The 17,247-nt window shown below is 39.6% G+C and carries 15 protein-coding genes; 6 read left to right on the top strand and 9 right to left on the bottom strand.

Features of this window, described 5'->3' with window-relative positions; translation table 11 throughout:
* Nucleotides 1-42 precede the first annotated feature (42 nt).
* Nucleotides 43-1,395: a hypothetical protein gene (locus tag GQR53_RS04860; protein WP_024597376.1), complete on the top strand. Its 1,353-nt coding sequence runs from the start codon at nt 43-45 to the stop codon at nt 1,393-1,395.
* A gap of 54 nt (nt 1,396-1,449) precedes the next feature.
* On the opposite strand, the gene GQR53_RS04855 is transcribed toward GQR53_RS04860, so the two are convergent.
* From GQR53_RS04855 to GQR53_RS04820, 8 genes are all read right to left on the bottom strand, one after another.
* Nucleotides 1,450-1,704, bottom strand: a complete 255-nt coding sequence (locus GQR53_RS04855; protein ID WP_002961511.1) for a hypothetical protein — start codon at nt 1,702-1,704, stop codon at nt 1,450-1,452.
* 19 nt (nt 1,705-1,723) lie between these two features.
* The gene (locus GQR53_RS04850) at nt 1,724-2,560 is read right to left on the bottom strand and encodes a peptidoglycan binding protein CsiV (RefSeq protein ID WP_165743037.1); all 837 of its coding nucleotides are present in this window, start codon (nt 2,558-2,560) and stop codon (nt 1,724-1,726) included.
* Entirely contained in the window at nt 2,560-6,033 is a 3,474-nt protein-coding gene (gene mfd / locus GQR53_RS04845) for a transcription-repair coupling factor (RefSeq protein ID WP_165743036.1), read from the bottom strand. The genes GQR53_RS04850 and mfd overlap by 1 nt, the downstream gene beginning before the upstream one ends.
* Before the next feature lie 59 nt (nt 6,034-6,092).
* Nucleotides 6,093-6,986, bottom strand: a complete 894-nt coding sequence (locus tag GQR53_RS04840; RefSeq protein ID WP_165743035.1) for a carbon-nitrogen hydrolase — start codon at nt 6,984-6,986, stop codon at nt 6,093-6,095.
* Nucleotides 6,983-8,038 carry an agmatine deiminase family protein gene (locus GQR53_RS04835; protein WP_002961505.1) on the bottom strand — a complete coding sequence of 352 codons (1,056 nt, stop codon included), beginning with the start codon at nt 8,036-8,038 and terminating at the stop codon, nt 6,983-6,985. Before GQR53_RS04835 ends, GQR53_RS04840 begins: the two co-directional genes overlap by 4 nt.
* Before the next feature lie 57 nt (nt 8,039-8,095).
* Entirely contained in the window at nt 8,096-8,704 is a 609-nt protein-coding gene (locus GQR53_RS04830; RefSeq protein ID WP_002961502.1) for a PilZ domain-containing protein, read from the bottom strand.
* A gap of 220 nt (nt 8,705-8,924) precedes the next feature.
* Nucleotides 8,925-9,692, bottom strand: a complete 768-nt coding sequence (locus tag GQR53_RS04825) for a haloacid dehalogenase type II (protein WP_039490075.1) — start codon at nt 9,690-9,692, stop codon at nt 8,925-8,927.
* Nucleotides 9,692-10,342 carry a peroxiredoxin-like family protein gene (locus GQR53_RS04820; RefSeq protein WP_165743034.1) on the bottom strand — a complete coding sequence of 217 codons (651 nt, stop codon included), beginning with the start codon at nt 10,340-10,342 and terminating at the stop codon, nt 9,692-9,694. Before GQR53_RS04820 ends, GQR53_RS04825 begins: the two co-directional genes overlap by 1 nt.
* Before the next feature lie 122 nt (nt 10,343-10,464).
* On the opposite strand from GQR53_RS04820, the gene GQR53_RS04815 reads away from it, so the two are divergent.
* The gene (locus GQR53_RS04815; RefSeq protein ID WP_002961497.1) at nt 10,465-11,352 is read left to right on the top strand and encodes a LysR family transcriptional regulator; all 888 of its coding nucleotides are present in this window, start codon (nt 10,465-10,467) and stop codon (nt 11,350-11,352) included.
* Here the strand turns inward: GQR53_RS04815 and GQR53_RS04810 are convergent.
* Nucleotides 11,332-11,847: a DUF2937 family protein gene (locus GQR53_RS04810; RefSeq protein ID WP_165743033.1), complete on the bottom strand. Its 516-nt coding sequence runs from the start codon at nt 11,845-11,847 to the stop codon at nt 11,332-11,334. The genes GQR53_RS04815 and GQR53_RS04810 overlap by 21 nt on opposite strands.
* Nucleotides 11,848-12,221: 374 nt before the next feature.
* Between GQR53_RS04810 and GQR53_RS04805 the strand changes: the two genes are divergently transcribed.
* The 4 genes from GQR53_RS04805 to GQR53_RS04790 all read left to right on the top strand — a co-directional run.
* Nucleotides 12,222-12,788: an RNA polymerase sigma factor gene (locus GQR53_RS04805; protein ID WP_002961494.1), complete on the top strand. Its 567-nt coding sequence runs from the start codon at nt 12,222-12,224 to the stop codon at nt 12,786-12,788.
* The gene (locus GQR53_RS04800) at nt 12,785-13,864 is read left to right on the top strand and encodes a FecR domain-containing protein (RefSeq protein WP_165743032.1); all 1,080 of its coding nucleotides are present in this window, start codon (nt 12,785-12,787) and stop codon (nt 13,862-13,864) included. The genes GQR53_RS04805 and GQR53_RS04800 overlap by 4 nt, the downstream gene beginning before the upstream one ends.
* Nucleotides 13,865-13,873: 9 nt before the next feature.
* Nucleotides 13,874-16,909 (top strand): TonB-dependent receptor, encoded by a 3,036-nt coding sequence (locus GQR53_RS04795; protein ID WP_165743031.1) that lies wholly within the window; start codon nt 13,874-13,876, stop codon nt 16,907-16,909.
* Between the two features lie 133 nt (nt 16,910-17,042).
* Nucleotides 17,043-17,247: transposase domain-containing protein (locus tag GQR53_RS04790; RefSeq protein WP_346774385.1), on the top strand; the 205-nt coding region annotated here is incomplete at its 3' end.

The raw sequence follows: 17,247 nt of genomic DNA, 5'->3' as shown, positions 1-17,247 counted from the left end.
GGAGACAAGTACACTAAAACGATATTTTAGAAGGAGAACTGATTGTTAAAACAAGATGAAAACTTATCTTTTGTCATTGAACCAGAACTAACTCCTCGTTCTGAACAGCGCATAGATCTGTATTTTTCTATTCCCAATGAAATGGGGATTAATCCGCAAACACTTACCGAAGAATCTTACTTTAATAACCACTTTAAATCACATTTAGCGTATAACGCTAACAATATACACTTGCCTTTAGTGCGAAGCCGTTTTGTTAGTAAAAACAAAGGTGAGCAACAAGATTACCGGCAAAATCTTAATTTATTTTGTTATCAAGTACGTTTAGCCCTTGATGCCGATATAAAAGACGCGTTAAAAATTGATGAGGCAGAAGATTTTTATAAACGTGCTAACGAGGTATATGAGCAAAGCGAAGGGCTTTTAAAAAAGCTGCGTCGCTACACACCAGATGACGAAAAACTACTGCCATTTTTTACCAATGCTGATAACTATTTAAGTTGGCATGTTGAGCAATCTTTTTTAAAGCTTTTAGATGAAGGCCCACGTAGTAGCGATTATGCAAAAGAGCGTAACGATTTACTGCAGTTTTGTAAAAGCGAAAATACGTATCGAGCAGAAAAAAGCTACAACTCTGAAACAACCATGCAAGACGCAAATCGAATAACAAATAAAATGCGCTTGTTACAACGCTTAATTGAGCACGGCGTAATATTACAGCGTCAAACGCGGTTTCTTAACAGCTACCTTAAGCGATTAGTTAAAGGCACTGTTACAGCCGTTATCATGGCATTTGTGATGGTTGTAATACTCAATGCTCGCTCAACGTTTACGGAAGTCACCGCGACGCTTATTTTAATTTTAGGGGTTATTTACGGGCTACGTGAAATATTTAAAGAAGATATTACACGTATGATTTGGCGAGCCATTGTACAAGGGCGACCTAAGTGGCGATTTAGTTTTAAAAATAGTATTACCAAAGACAAAGTAGCGAGTCAGCTAATTTGGCTTGAATACATGCGCTTTAAGAAAATACCTAAAGAAGTGAAATCTATTTTTTCAAAACGTCGTCAACAAAATAAACAAGCTGCGCAGTGGTTACACTTTGCAAGTGAGACACGTGTTAGTGCGAAAGAATTTTTGCCCGGCTACGATACACTACAGCACACACTACAATTTAATCTTGCACCATTTGCACGTTATTTAAAACGTGGTGAAGGGAAGCTATATCATTTAGACAGTAATAAAATTTCTAAGCAGGCTGTAGAAAGGCGTTATCAATTAAACATGGTACTTGTTCTAACTGAGGAAGATAAAACACTTTATCAACGCTATAAAATAACGTTAAATCGCAGTAAAATCGTTAATATTGAGCTTATCTACTCCAAAAAATGAGTTTAATTAATTTTAAAAGGGGCTGATACAATCAGCCCCTAATATTTGGTCACTTTATTTATTAGCTAAGCCATGTTTGCTATATAAAGTTACTTTGTCTGATACTAGTGTGATCTCGATATTTTTTGCTTCATCGCCCCATATACAGTTAGTATGCAGTGTTTTTTCAACACAGTTATCAGCACTGCCTAAAATAGTTTCAACTTCAGTCTTATCCATGCCTACTTTAATTTTTTCATAATTTTCAAGACTTACCTTAGAACAAGCCGCAAGGCTTAATGTAGCTGCGATGATAAGGAGTTTTTTCATTGTTATATCCTACTTAATATTAATGTTTGAATTTTCTGATCTGAACAATCATGCCCATTCGTGGATGGTCAAAGTAATGTACTTCACTACTAATTACACGTCTAAACTGAGAGAAACGGGCAGACTCTATATCGCCGTTTTCTAGCTTTTGGCTAATATCAAAATTAGCTGTAATGTATAAATAATGTCGTAAATGTATTTTAAATAAACCGTCTAGTTCCCACTCTGCTTTTGGTTGTTCTGGGTCGTTAAATAGCGCCGGTTGTGAATTCAATAAACTTACAAAATCAGGGTTTGAATAGCTAGGTGTTACATTGGGTTCATTTTTAAGATGCTTACCCGCTATTAAATGCATGCTTGGGGCGCGTGACTTGCTTGCGCCTTCAAAGCGCCAGCCAGTATGTAGAATAGGTGTTAAGCCTTTGCGGTCTAGTTGCCTATATTGCGCTTTAAATTGCAGCTGTTGCGGCGCTAATAAATAAATTTGCTGCATATCATCTTTAGCGGGTGCTAAAGGCGTTACAGGTAGCTCATCGTAGCTTTGTAGGTAGTCAATACTGTTGTCACATACACCCGATTGCGGGTTTGAATTAACTAATGAATCAGTAAAAGTGCGTTTTTGAAAACGCTCATCGCCATCTATGCAGGCCTGCATTGCTTGTTCAGTGTAAAGAGGGGTCAGTAAGTCTAGCGTATTTTTATCTTCAATAGCTTTGTGCTTAAGGCTAAAGTCTTCTTGTAAATACGGGGCAGGGCGCTGTTTAAATACAAGCACCTCAACCTCAAACCAGCGTTCTGCAAATGCAGTGCTGCTAAATAAGCAGCATAAAACAATAAGCGATTTTTTTAGCAACATTAATGGCTAACCTTTTTTTCGAAATCTGCAATCATTGCAGTGACCATTTTTAAGCGTTCGCGGGCATTTGCCTCACTAATTGCAAAGCGCAGTTTATTTGCGCCATCCATTTTGTACACCTTAGGTGCACTTTGTATCAAGCCAATGATGAAGCTAGGGTTAACCTTGGTATCTTGGCTAAACTCAAAGTAACCACCTTTTGGGTTTGCCTCAATTTTAGTTATACCTAAACTACTAGCTTTCATTTTTAATAATTGTAGGCTAAATAGGTTTTTAGCAGCATCAGGTAGTAAACCAAAGCGGTCTATTAGTTCCACCTGTAGTTCATCCATATCATCAAGGTTAGCACAACTTGCAATTCGCTTATACATACCCAAGCGTGCATTAACATCGTGTATGTAGTCATCAGGTAGTAATGCAGCTAGCTTTAAATCTACTTCGGTTTGTTTTTGAAGTAGGTTTTCAAGCGTTGGCTCTTTACCCTCGCGCAGCGCATTTACGGCTTGTTCGAGCATTTCCATATACAAACTAAAGCCGATGGTTTGCATTTGGCCTGATTGATCATCGCCAAGTAGCTCACCCGCACCACGAATTTCTAAATCGTGTGTAGCGAGGGCAAAGCCTGCACCTAAATCCTCTAATGATTCAATTGCTTGTAAGCGTTTACTCGCATCTTTAGAAAGCGCTTTAGGATCACCTGTTAGTAAGTAGGCATACGCTTGATGGTGGCTTCGCCCAACTCGTCCACGTAATTGGTGTAACTGGGCAAGGCCGAGTTTATCTGCTCTGTCCATGATAATGGTATTAGCCGTAGGCACATCAATACCGGTTTCGATAATCGTGGTACATACCAGCACGTTGTATTTTTGATGGTAAAAGTCAGTCATTATTTGCTCAAGCTCTTGCTCGCGCATTTGGCCATGGGCTGTAGTCACACTGGCTTCAGGTACCCATTCACTAATTTCTTGTGCAACACGCTCAATAGTTTCTACGTTGTTATGTAAAAAGTAAACTTGGCCACCGCGTTTAATTTCTCGCAGTACTGCTTCGCGTATAAGTTCTACATCGCGTTGGCGTACAAAGGTTTTTACCGCTAAACGTTTCGCCGGTGGCGTTGCGATTATCGATAAATCGCGCATGCCGCTCATGGCCATGTTGAGTGTACGAGGTATTGGTGTTGCAGTCAGTGTGAGTATGTCTACATCGGCGCGCAGTGCTTTAATTTTCTCTTTTTGACGAACACCAAAGCGATGTTCTTCATCAACAATTAACAAGCCTAAATCGTTAAATTTAATGTCTTGTTGAATAAGTTTATGCGTACCAATAACTATATCGAGCTTACCATTGGCCATTTTTTCAAGTGTGTCTTTTTGCTCTTTAGTGGAGTTAAAGCGCGAAAGCACACCTACTTCAATAGGAAAGTCAGCAAAACGGTCTTTAAAGTTTTCAAAGTGCTGCTGAGCCAGCAAGGTGGTAGGCACTAAAATTGCCACTTGTTTATCATCGTTAACTGCTACAAAAGCAGCGCGCATGGCCACTTCTGTTTTACCAAAGCCTACGTCACCACACACTAAACGATCCATCGCTTGTTTTGATTGCATATCGCCTAATACGGCTTCTATGGCGTTACGCTGATCGTCAGTTTCTTCAAACGGAAAGCTATCGCTAAATTGACGATATGCGGGGGCATCTAGAGTAAATTTATTACCAGGCTTTGCTTGGCGCTGAGCATAAATGTCGAGTAATTCAGCGGCGACATCGCGAACTTTTTCAGCAGCACGTTTTTTTGCTTTTTCCCATGCATCTGAGCCAAGCTTATGCAGTGGGGCGCTGGCTTCTTCACCACCAGAGTAACGACTAAGCATATGCAGTGCAGATACTGGCACGTACAATTTAGCTTCACTTGCGTAAGTAATCGTAACAAACTCAGTAACTACACCTGCAGCATCAATTGTTTGCAAACCTTGGTAACGGCCAACACCATGATCAAGATGCACAACAGGTTGACCTTCTTTAAGCTCGGCTAAATTACGAATTAGCGCATCTTGGCTGGCTTCGTACTTGTGCTTGCGGCGTCTGCGCTGAGATACTTTTATGCCAAGTAGTTCTTGCTCGGTAATAATAGAAAGGCTTGGTTTAGTGCCAAGTACTACACTTTGCTCGAGCGGGCTTACTACTAAGCCTACATCACTTGCACTTTTTATAAATTGTTCGAGTGTTTCAAATTCTTTAAATTTTAAACCGCTTGGTTTTAAAATGCTCAGCAATGATTCGCGACGACCGTCCGATTCAACACTGAGTAATATGCGGCCTTTTTTCTTTTTTTGCTCTGCTACATAATTTATAAACGCGCCATAAGGTTCATGCTGTTTATGATCAATACGAATGGCCGGCAGCTCGCTAACGCTTAAGTTTTTATTACCTGCTTTAGTGCCAAGCTTTGCAAGGGATAATCTAATACGTGCAAAATTGCCTAAATTAGAAAACAGCTCTTCAATTGGCTGATAAAGCGCATTAGGTTCAAGTAATGGACGAAGTGGGTCAACTCTGCGGTTTTCATAGCGTACATTTACATCGTGCCAAAAGTTATCTGCCGCGTGCTCTAAATCACCCAGCTGCATAACGGTTGTTGTATCTGGCAGGTAGTCAAAAATAGTCGCGAGCTTTTCAAAAAATAATGGCATGTAGTATTCAATACCTGCAGGCCAGTTACCTTTGCTTACTTGCATGTATACAGAGTCTTGCTGCGAGCTTGCGCCAAATTTTTCACGGTAGCTTATTCTAAAGCGTTCAATATCAGCGTCGTTAGTAGGAAACTCATGCGCTGGAAGTAGCTCAATTTTATCTACTTTTTCATCAGAGCGCTGTGTTTCTACATCAAATAAGCGAATGGTATCGAGTTCGTCATCAAAAAAGTCGAGTCTAAATGGGTGTGGGCTACCCATTGGGTATAAGTCAACGATTGAGCCGCGTATAGCATATTCGCCGTGCTCCATTACTTGTTGAACATTTAAATAACCGGCTTGCTCTAAATTGTCACGAAAGTTATGAGTGTCTAGTTTGTCGCCTACTTTAAAGTTTATTGTTGAACCGTAAATAAATGAGGCCGGGGCTGTGCGCAACATTAAAGTAGATACAGGCACAATTAACACACTTTGTTGTTCTTTTTTTAAGGTGTTTAAAGTGGCCAAACGGGCTGAAATAATATCTTGATGGGGAGAAAAATGATCGTATGGCAGAGTTTCCCAATCAGGAAATACCATGACTGGGTTATCGGGTAATAAATATTCTAACTCTGTTTCAAGGCGCAGTGCACTTGGTGTATCAGGCGTAACAATTAAGACTAAGTTATCTTGTTGTTTAACGCCTTCAGCAATAGCAATACTTAAACCACTTCCGCTTAGCTGGCCCCATTGAATTTTATCTTTATGAGATTTTACCCAAGGCAAGGCTGCCCATTGCTCAAACGCCATTTATTACTCCATTTATAGTTGGCTCTTAGCAAGTAAGAGCCATCTTGAGTTAAGGTTACTTAGTCTCGGTATATTTTTGTTAGGTCTTTATAGTGATCAATTCGTCTATCACGCAAGAAAGGCCAGATACGTCTTATGTTTTCTGAGCGTTTTTGATCAATTTCTACTACTAAAATTTGCTCATCAGTATTATTAGCCTCTGCTAATAGTTCACCTTGTGGGCCTGCAATAAACGAATTGCCCCAAAACGAAATACCATCGCTTTGCGCACTAGGGTCACTTTCATGGCCAACGCGGTTACAGCTAATTACCGGCACGCCATTGGCAACAGCATGGGCACGCTGGCTAATAACCCACGCATCTTTTTGACGAGTTTGCTCAGCAATGTCGTCGTTAGGATCCCAACCGATAGCGGTTGGGTAAATTAATACCTCAGCGCCAGCCATTGCCATTAAACGTGCAGCTTCAGGAAACCATTGATCCCAACATACTAGCACGCCTAATTTACCTACTGAGGTTTGAATAGGCTCAAAACCGATATCACCTGGGGTAAAGTAAAATTTTTCGTAAAAACCTGGATCATCAGGAATATGCATTTTGCGGTATTTACCTGCAATACTGCCGTCTTGCTCTAATACAACCGCAGTATTGTGATAAAGGCCCGTAGCGCGTTTTTCAAATAAAGACGCGACAATAACAATGCTTAGCTCTTTAGCAAGCTCACCTAAGGCATTACTGCTAGGGCCTGGAATGGTTTCGGCTAAATCAAATACGTCAACATTTTCGGTTTGGCAAAAGTAGAGGCTTCGGTGTAGCTCTTGGAGTACAACCAGTTTTGCACCTTTTTGAGCGGCTTCACGAATGGCACTTATTGATTTTGCCATATTGTCCTGAGCGTTATCGGTATTGCTTTGTTGCACTAACGCAACGGTTAATTTTGCAGGGCTTGTCATTGTGCTGCTCCAGCTAGAAATCCACGAGGTAATTGCATTGTAATACAGTGCAGGCTGCCAAATTGTTCAATAATTGGTTGGCAATTTACGCCAATAATAGTGTGTTGTGGGTATGCTTTTTGAACTTGCGCAAGAGCACGCTCATCATTGGCATCATTATACGTTGGCACAAGCACAGCATTATTAATAATTAAGTAGTTAGCGTAGGTAGCCGGTAAGCGTGTTTGCTCATCGTCATAAGCGGCTTTTGGCCACGGTAACTCAATTAAGTTATATGGGGTGTTATCGGCAGTTTTAAAGGTTTTTAGTTGTTTTTCCATCGCATCAAGTGCGCTAAAGTGCTCATCAGTTTTATCGTCACACTGCACATATACAAGGGTATTATTTGGTGCAAAACGCACTAAGGTATCAATGTGGCTGTCGGTGTCATCGCCCGCTAAATAGCCATGTTCAACCCATAAAAAACTCGTCGCGCCTAAGTGCTCTTTCAAAAGTGCTTCAATATCATTTGGGTTTAAATCAGGGTTACGGTTTTTATTAAGCAAACATTCGCTGGTTGTTAGCAACACACCGTGCTCGTTTATTTCAATACCGCCACCTTCAAGTACCATATCGAGCGCTTGATATTGGTTGTTTGTGCTACTTAGCTCTTTTACCAAAGTACGATTAATTTGATTGTCTAATGCGCTTTCAAACTTATTGCCCCAACCATTAAAAGTAAAATCATATACTTTTAGTTGCTCTGGTGAATCAATTGCGGCGCAAGTAAGCGGACCATGATCGCGCGCCCATGTATCGTTAGTAGGCGTTACTACAAAATGAACACGATTAAGAGAGACGTTAGCACTATTTAGTAATGCTGTAATATGCACTTTTAAGGCACTGTTATGCGCCACAATAACAAGCTGTTGCTGCGTTGTTATATGTTTAGCAAGTTCTATATATACAGGTTCTACACGCGCTAAGTTGTCGGCCCAATCGGTGTCTTTGTGAGGCCATGTAAGCATAACAGCGTCTTGCTCGGCCCATTCTGGTAAAAGTCTAAAGTTCATGAATTTTATATACTAATTAAGATGGCGCTAGTTTAGCATTTTACATAAAGATGTCAGCTAATTATCACTGTTTAGGTCGCCTTGGTTTTGATCAAGTTCTTGACGTTTTTTAAGTTGGCGGGTTTGAGCATGTAAACTCGCTCTAACAATAAGTTCTTGGTCAGTAGTTCTAATTGCGGTAAAGAGCATAGTGTATTGGTAGTGTTCGCTATCTTGTTTTTCTACTGCCACAACTTCGGTGTAACAATAAACCGCAGAGGCCTCGTGGTGCAAAAACAGTTTGGTTCTAAATGCTTGGCCAATTGAGTGTACTTCAGGTGATGTAAAACGAATACCGCCACCGCCGTAGCTATCACATTGTATTGCGTTATCTTGGGCTTGTTCTGAGGCCAAAATATGGCTCATTATTAAATCTATTTTACGTGACTGCGCTTGTAAAAAAGTAGCTAGCTCTTGTGCTATATCGCCTAAGTTACGCAGTGGGCGTAACGAGCTTTGCTCAAGCTCACTTACTTCATTTGCTAATCTAAATAGTGGGGGAATGTCGTCTTCAAGCTCAAGCTGCGATTTAGGAACTTGTCCGTTTGATACGGGGAATAAATTTACTCTTATACTTTCATTAATTTGAAAGTACTGCTCAAACTCACCTAATCTTTCACTATTCATTATATTCTCCACCACGTATTTATTTAATAGTAGCGTTGTGAGTACTAAATTGCTAGCAGATAAAATAACGCGTAGCGGGCTAAATGCTTTGTTTACATTCAATTTTTAACATACTGATTATGAAAATAAATACACTAAGGCATATTTAGGGGGAGTTACAAAAAAGCGGCCAATGTCATCCTAACATTGGCCGCTTGGGTATTGATTCATCAGCGTGTACTTATTTAAGTAGAGCGGCTAATTCATGTAAATCTTTCACAACATGATCTGGTTTTTTAGCTAATGGGTAAAGTGCTTTACCTGGGCGTGCTATAAAAGTGGTTTGTAAGCCAGCTTCTTTTGCACCAGCAACATCCCAGCCATGGGCTGCAACCATCATTGCTTCATTTGGTGCTACGTTTAGCTTTTTAAGTACCCACTCATACGCACGTAAGTCTGGTTTGTAAATTTTAATATCTTCAATGCTGTAACGCGCATCAAAGTAAGACATTAAACCAGCGCTTTCAAACTGTGCCTTTACACCTTTGTTTGAAGAATTTGTAAGGCTTACTAACTTATAGCCCTGTGCTTTGAGTTTTGCCAGTCCTTCTTTAACATCGCTGTGTGGAGGAAGCGTTAAAAGAGGCGTAACAATAGCTGTTTTAGCTTGTTCACTTGTAATATCAATGTTGTTGTTTTGAGCAACCATAAGAAGTGACGCCACACCGATTTGCCCAAAGTCGTGATAACTACCGCTTACAGTATCTACTAATGAATGGTGCAGCATAGTTGAAAACCACAGTGGTAATAAATCTTCACGTCCGCCTAGCGCTTTACCAATAGAGGTACGCATTGACGTTAAATCAAGTAGGGTTTCGTTTACATCAAAAATAAGCACTTTAGGTTTTGCTTGTTCTTTTGGTCCATCAGCGACTGCATAACCAGATACAAGGCTTGTGCCCACAAGTAGTGAAAGAGTAAGTGTTTTTAACGATTTTAAAATAGACATTAATTATTCTCCGATTCAAGTGCTGTCATAGCATCAATAGGTTCTGCGCGTAGGGTGTAATCTTCGCTTAAAAATGCGTATGTAATTACACCTTCTTGGTTTATCACATAGGTGGCCGGTAGCGGTAATTTAAAGCTTTTATCGCCGTAGTAGTGTTCAAAATCAATACCAAATTGTGTGTATAACGCTTGAATACGCTCATCAAGTGTAAACAATAAACCAAATTGCTCAGCTACTTTATTGCTCACATCGCAAAGCACGTCAAATTCAAGGTCGTTTTTTTGTGCAGTTGAGAGAGTTTCATCAGGTAGTTGTGGTGATATTGCGACTAACTGAGCACTTTGAGTTTTAAATTGTGGTAAGTAGTCGTTAAGTGCTTTTAGCTCTAAATTACAATATGGGCACCAGCCACCACGGTAAAAACTAATGATTACCGGGCCTTTTTTTAATAAATCTGCAAGCTCAATGTTTTCGCCGTTATGGTTGGCTAAGCTAAAGTTTTCTACTTTTTGACCAATTTGCAATGCATTGTCTTTAATATGCTGTGCAATTAGCTCTTCGTTTGTAGTGTTCATTAGTGCCAAAACGTCAGCCGGCAATTTGGCATCTTTTTGTACGTTATAGGCATCTATTTGCGCTTTTAAACTCATGATTGAACCTCAATAATTAGACTATTTGCAATTATAGTGTTTTATATATTTAAATAAACATTGCAATACTGAAAGCTTCATTCGAAAATATTAAACATTGAAAAGTGCACAATGGCATCTTTATGTATAATTTAAGCGACCTAGAAACATTTATAGCTGTAGTTGAAAATAAGGGCGTACTTGCTGCTGCCCGCGAGCAGCGTTTATCGCCTGCAACGGTGAGCCATCGCTTAAGTAAACTAGAGCGTGAGCTTGCTACAGTACTTGTTTTTAGAGATAGCAGGCGAGTACGGTTATCTCCCGCAGGTGAAATATTTTATACGCGTGTGGGGGCTATAATAGAAGCTCTTCACGATGCTGAGCATAGTATTGGCGCGCGTAGCTCATCGGTGAGTGGTTTACTACGCGTGACCATGCCGCCTTGGGTTTTTTCAAAATACGTAATGCCTAAACTCAATGAGTTTGAGCAAGCTTACCCTGAACTAAAGCTTGATTTTTTAATAACGGATCATTTTGTAAATGTGGTTGATGACGCGCAAGATGTTGCAATTAGGGTGGGAAAATTAAATGACTCAGGATTACTTTCTCGTAAAATCGTAAACAATAGTCGCATACTGTGTGCAGCCCCTAGCTATATAGAAAAGTACGGCATGCCTGAAAATTTAACGCAATTGAGTGAGCATTATTGGGTTTGCCTGCCGTGGCAACGCCAGTTAAAGCTTTTTGACGAACACAAAAAAATACATACCTTTAATGCTAAAACTCGTTTTACTATTTCAAACTCCGATAATATGACACAAGCTGCCATTGCAGGTCATGGTATTGCTATTAAGTCAAAAATAGCGATTAATGAAGATCTTAAAAACGGTATTTTGGTTGAAGTTATGCCAGGGGTAATGGCACAAGATGATGCACCGGTTTGGTTTTTACGTCCGCAAAATAGTTTAACAACCCGCAAAACTGATGTATTTTATGATTTTATGAAATCACTATTTTTGAGCTGCGAATAAGTGTTTAAATGAGCGTTTTACTCCAGTTAAAAACAAATAACCAGTAAGCTCTGCAAGCAAGGCAACAATTATGGCTGCAACAATGGCGGCTATAATAGAGTCTTTTTTCAAAATGATTTGACCTTCAAAGCGTTGCCATACTTGTTGCTTTATATCGCTCATGCCACTGATCATAGTAAATATATACGGAGATTTCTCAAACCTATTTACGGCTATCTGTAAATCTTGCTGTCGCTCGTAAAGAGTACTGATATTACTTGCCCCTTTGTTCACAATTTCATCACCAATATTTTGATAGTGTTTTATTAGCTTATTTAAATCATTATTGAAATACTTAGCTGCATCGCTTTTAAAAGGCGCAACGGCATTATTAGCTTCAATTAACTGGGCTGATAGTGCTTGGCCAAAGTCACTTACAAATGCAGGTATTTGCACTCCAAGTAGTAAACCGAATGCAAAGAAACTAAGTCGTATATAATCTAAAAATTTACTCATTTATCTTCCTATGCATTTAAATAACCCAGAATTAACATTTGAGCTTGTTTTTATGTCAAAAACTCGTAATCTAATGGGGCGTGTTGACCTTTGTGGATTGAAATTTGTTCAATCTAGGTACGATTTAATCGCGGCGCGAGGTTTGTAACCTAGCGGGCTAAGTCAAAACCGAGCAACAAAGAGTTAATCGTCCCTAGAAAGAACCCAACGGGCAGCGCATGTTTGGCATTTATGCTGCGTTATCACCTATTTATGGGGAATAACCACACTACATAGGCTCTGCCTTGCCTAAATCCCAAACGTACTGCTGCAAATTTAACCACGAAAGGCCAACACGCCCTAATAATAAAAATAACAACAGGTGGATGTTAAGGATGACGAAAAAAGTAAAGTTCACGTCAACATTTGTTGATATTTCTAAACAGCTCAAACGTTTTGTATCGCGCATTGTTCAACCCGACGATGTAGAAGATATTGTGCAAGAAACTTTTGTAAAAAGCTATGAAGCTGATTTAAAACAAGACATCCAGTTTACCCGCAGTTATATGCTAAAAACAGCAAAACATCTAGCACTCAACCATATAGCTAAGTGGGACAACAAATTTAATGATTCGTTAGAAAATGATAACGAATTACCCGTATTACTCAAATCAATGAAGCTCGAAGACGAATACACATCTAAAGAGCGTTTTTTACTTTTTTGTAGAGCTACTGAGCAACTAAGCTCATCGATTCGTAAATGCTTTATATTAAAAAAAGTTTACGGTATGAGCCAAAAAGAGATAGCAGACCAAATGCAGTTAAGCCAAAGCACTGTTGAAAAACACATTGCCAAAGGATTGTTACAAACCATGTTGTACATGCGTGAACATGAGCAAAGCCCTCAAACGAACCCTAAAGCTCAGGCACATCCTATATCAGTTAAGAGGGTCGCAGAATGAGTAATGTTCATCAATTTAATTCAAAAGATTTAATCTTAGAAAAGTCATGTGATTGGATAAGCGCGATTGATCGTGGTTTAACTGATGATGAAAAAGAGCAATTTAAATTATGGATGATGCAAAGCACCGCACATCAAGACTCTATATACGAGCTTGCTCAGCTTTGGGATGAGCTTTCAGTATTAAACGAATTAAGTCATTTATTTCCTCAGCGCAACAATACTAAAACATCAAAAAACAAGTGGATGTTTTCTTACTCAATTGCAGCGAGTTTGTTTGCAGCGTTAATGGTATGCAGCTACTTATTAATTAACTTAGAAAATGGCTACAACCAAGAGCTTGCAAAAGTTAATTACACTAAAATTTACAAAACAAAAGTAGGCGAGCAAGCAACGTATGTGTTGCCAGACGGCACCATAGTGCAGCTTAATACTAATAGCTTACTAGAAGTTGCTTATAGCAAAGGTCGCAGGCAGTTATTACTTAGTCGTGGGGAAGGGCGCTTTAATGTATCAAAAGATGCCACGCGTCCATTTAGTGTTATGGCAGGTGATAAAAGTTTTACCGCGTTAGGCACGGTATTTAATGTACAACGCAATACTTCATCAGATTTAGAACTGGTGGTTACTGAAGGCAAAGTGATGATCACTGATCCAAGTGTAGCGGTTGATGCAAATGACTTTAAAGATTATCAACTTGCAGATAATAGCACGCAAAAAATTCGTCAAATTAATGCCAATATTGTTACCTCAGGCGAAAAAGCAGTTATTGAGCAAAGTGTTACAAAGCCAATTACGCAGCTTTCAATGAACGACGTACAACGCGATTTGGCATGGCAAAACGGGATGCTTATTTTTAATGGAGAAGAGCTAAGCGATGCTTTAAATGAAGTAAGCCGCTATACAGCCACACGTTTTGAGCTTTCATCAGCTGAGCTTGCCAGTATTAAAGTGGCTGGAGTATTTAAAGCCGGTGACGTTGAAGGTTTACTTGAGAGTTTACAAACTAATTTTTCGATTGATCATGAGCGTTTAGGTGAGCATGTAGTAACGCTAAAACACCATACAGAATCATAAGTAGACGTTATGCAAATCAAACTAATGTTAGATAAAGTTGCATCAATAAAGATTGAACGTAAAAAAAACATTAAAAAAAAGAAACAAAGCCATAGAGGATTTTTGTTTGTCAGCTGTTTATATAAGTTGCGCAGTAACCAAACGCATTTATTGAGTGGATTTAGTGTGCTTGCACCGGCTATTTTTAGTTTAAGTGTACAAGCAGCAACACAAACCACTGGGCAAATGGTGCAATTTGATATAAAAGCGCAGCGAGCAGACAAAGCCTTAATTGAATATGCTAAACAAACAGAGCAAACCGTGGTGTTTTCTTATGAGTTGGCAAAGCAGTATGACGCAAATTCAGTTTATGGATTTTACACTCAGCTAGATGCTCTAGAGGCATTATTAGGTGGGACTGAGCTCGATGCGGTTGTTGATCAAAATGGTTTACTGAGTATAAAACTCAAACAAATCAACAGGAATGATAACAACATGATGAAGCTTTCAGCGGTCAGTGCAGCAGTATTACCAGCTTTACTTGCAGTAAATTCGCAAGGTGTAAACGCAGCAGAAGAAGTCGCTCAAGAAAAAATTGAAAAAATTGCTATTGTCGGTAGCCGTGTAGCAGGACGTTCAGTTGAAGATTTACCCGTTCCAGTAGATATCCTAAGTGCAGAAGCGCTTGAAAATACGGGCCAAACAGAAGTTGGTCGTATGCTACAGTCTATCGCCCCTTCATTTAACTTTTCAAGCTCTGCAATTAGTGATGGTACAGATGCTTTAAGACCTGCGACACTTCGCGGTTTGGGCCCCGATCAAACATTGGTGTTAATTAACGGCAAACGTCGTCATCAAGCAAGTATTATTCATATTAATGGCTCTGTTGGGCGTGGTACCGCAGGTACTGACATGAATGCAATTCCAGCCTCTGCAATTAAACGCATTGAAGTATTACGTGATGGCGCTGCTGCTCAGTATGGTTCTGATGCAATTGCTGGTGTTATTAATATTGTACTTAAAGATGGTAGCGAAGGTGGCAAAGCGGCTATTAACTACGGTCAATATTCTGAAGGCGATGGCGAAACCATTAACCTTGATTTTAATAAAGGCTTTGCGCTAGGTGATGACGGTTATTTAAATACAACTATTAATTACCGTGACCGTGCACCGACTAACCGTGCCGGTTTACATGGCTCTTGTCAGTTTTATGGTTGTACAGAACTAAGTGACGGCACTTTACTTGCTGGTGATCCGCGTGAGCTGACAGCCGATCGTGATACCTTTAGAATTGGTGATGCTGACTCTCAGCAGTTTGGTTTAACAATTAATACCGGTTACGAGTTAGGTGATGGCGAGCTTTACGGCTTTATTACTTACTCAACACGTGAAAATGAGTCGGCTGCATTTTTCCGTCATAATGCAAATGCAGGTGGTAACCCAGTACTACAAGATAACGATGCGACGATTCCGCTAGGTTTCTTACCAAAAATCAACACAACTATCGACGATATCTCGTACAATTTTGGTTATAAAACTGAATTTGATAACGATGCAAGCCTTGATTTATCTTACACCTATGGTGAGAACAGCATTGATTACACTACAAGTGACACTATCAATGCCTCATACGCTAACTTTTTACGTTATGACCAAGGTTTAAGTGCAGCTGATATTCGTACAACTATTCCACGTGAAGCGTACGCTTACGGCATGGAATTATCACTGCAAACAATCAATATTGATTTTACACAAAACTTTGATGATTATTCGTTAGCGATGGGTGCTGAAATACGTACTGATGAATACCGTATTTTAGAAGGTAATGAATATGCGTACCGCGATTACGACACATTAAATGGTGTAAGTATTTACAGCGGTTTAAGTGGCGGTGTTGGCTCTGAAGATGCATCGGGTGGTTCACAAGGTTTTGGTGGTTCATCACCTGCGTCTTCAGTGGATGAGTCACGTGATGTAATTTCATTTTACGTAGATGCAGAATCTTATGTAATTGAAGATGTGATTTTATCTGGTGCACTTCGCTACGATAACTACAAAGGTTTTGGCGATACAGTAAACTTTAAACTTGCTGGTAACTGGTCTATTACCGACGATATTTCATTACGTGGCGCATTAAGCTCAGGATTTAGAGCGCCTTCAATGCAGCAGCTTTACTTTAATAACGTAAGCACACAATTTGTTGTTGATACTAATGGTAATTTAGTTGCAGAAGAAGTTGGTACATTTAGAAATGATTCAACACTTGCGCAAAGTTTAGGTATTCCAAAACTTAAAGAAGAAAAATCACAAAACCGTAGTTTAGGTATTGTGTATAACGTTACCGATAATATTAATGTAACCGTTGATTACTACTCGATTGATATTGATGACCGTATTGTAATTAGTGATCGCTTAGGTAAAGGGTTATCTACAAGCCTTGATGCAGCACTAAACAGTGCTGGTGCTGGCGTAGGGCAGTTTTTCTTAAATGGTGCTGATACAGAAACTCGTGGTGTTGATTTTGTAGCAACGTGGAACACCGAAGGTTTAGGCGGCACGCTTGATTTTACACTTGCAGCTAACTTTACCAAAACAGATGTTGTATCGTTGTTCTCTCCTGCTGGCTCAAGCCTTGAGACAGTAAAAGTAGAAGATATATTCTCAGCTGAAGACATCTCTATTATAGAAGAGTGGCAACCAGAGGACCGTATTAACTTAAGTGCGCTTTATCAACGTGATGATTGGACTGTTAACTTGTCACTTAATCGTTTTGGTGAATACACAGTAGAAGATGGCGGTCGTCAAACGTATGGCGCAGAAATTTTAACTGACGTTAAAGTTAACTACTTCGTTACTGAAGATTTATCAGTAAATATTGGTGCAAATAACTTGTTCGATGTTTACCCAGATAAAAATGAAATAGGTAACTCTCGCTCAGGTACTATTGTGGATGCTAGTGGCAACACAGTAATAAGTAGCTCAGGTGTGTTTGACTACTCACGTCGTTCGGCTCCGTTTGGATTTAACGGTGCTTACTACTACGTAGGTGCAGAATACCGTTTTTAATTAATAACCTCCCTTTTGTTATTTAACTCAAAGGGCCGTAAGGCTAATGCCGATCAGTTAAGAAAATGACCGGTTGACCGATCCAAGCGATCATGCAAAATCCGTAGTTAGGAAACTAACTACGGATTTTTTTGTGAATATAGAACAAGCACTGCAAGCAACACTTGAAGAAAGCAGCCGATACCATACCTTTGAAAAATTATCAGAAATTCTTGACCCTGAAATCATTGAACAAGGTTTTCAACAAGCAGGGATTGCAACCGTTCGTAAGCGAAGATTACCGCTTGAAGCCGTTTTGTGGTCAGTTATTGGCATGGCATTGTTTCGAAAAGAATCAG

The sequence above is a fragment of the Pseudoalteromonas sp. Z9A6 genome, assembly GCF_011378805.1.
Lineage (GTDB): Bacteria > Pseudomonadota > Gammaproteobacteria > Enterobacterales > Alteromonadaceae > Pseudoalteromonas > Pseudoalteromonas distincta.
Note: the sequence above shows the minus strand (reverse complement) of the source record. Positions and strands in the feature narration are given on the sequence as shown.

Bases quoted from the DNA above. Each gene is read 5' to 3' on its own strand.
- GQR53_RS04855 (WP_002961511.1), bottom strand. From the start codon at position 1,704: ATGAAAAAACTCCTTATCATCGCAGCTACATTAAGCCTTGCGGCTTGT.
- GQR53_RS04850 (WP_165743037.1), bottom strand. From the start codon at position 2,560: ATGTTGCTAAAAAAATCGCTTATTGTTTTATGCTGCTTATTTAGCAGC.
- mfd (WP_165743036.1), bottom strand. From the start codon at position 6,033: ATGGCGTTTGAGCAATGGGCAGCCTTGCCTTGGGTAAAATCTCATAAA.
- GQR53_RS04840 (WP_165743035.1), bottom strand. From the start codon at position 6,986: ATGACAAGCCCTGCAAAATTAACCGTTGCGTTAGTGCAACAAAGCAAT.
- GQR53_RS04835 (WP_002961505.1), bottom strand. From the start codon at position 8,038: ATGAACTTTAGACTTTTACCAGAATGGGCCGAGCAAGACGCTGTTATG.
- GQR53_RS04830 (WP_002961502.1), bottom strand. From the start codon at position 8,704: ATGAATAGTGAAAGATTAGGTGAGTTTGAGCAGTACTTTCAAATTAAT.
- GQR53_RS04825 (WP_039490075.1), bottom strand. From the start codon at position 9,692: ATGTCTATTTTAAAATCGTTAAAAACACTTACTCTTTCACTACTTGTG.
- GQR53_RS04820 (WP_165743034.1), bottom strand. From the start codon at position 10,342: ATGAGTTTAAAAGCGCAAATAGATGCCTATAACGTACAAAAAGATGCC.
- GQR53_RS04815 (WP_002961497.1), top strand. From the start codon at position 10,465: ATGTATAATTTAAGCGACCTAGAAACATTTATAGCTGTAGTTGAAAAT.
- GQR53_RS04810 (WP_165743033.1), bottom strand. From the start codon at position 11,847: ATGAGTAAATTTTTAGATTATATACGACTTAGTTTCTTTGCATTCGGT.
- GQR53_RS04805 (WP_002961494.1), top strand. From the start codon at position 12,222: ATGACGAAAAAAGTAAAGTTCACGTCAACATTTGTTGATATTTCTAAA.
- GQR53_RS04800 (WP_165743032.1), top strand. From the start codon at position 12,785: ATGAGTAATGTTCATCAATTTAATTCAAAAGATTTAATCTTAGAAAAG.
- GQR53_RS04795 (WP_165743031.1), top strand. From the start codon at position 13,874: ATGCAAATCAAACTAATGTTAGATAAAGTTGCATCAATAAAGATTGAA.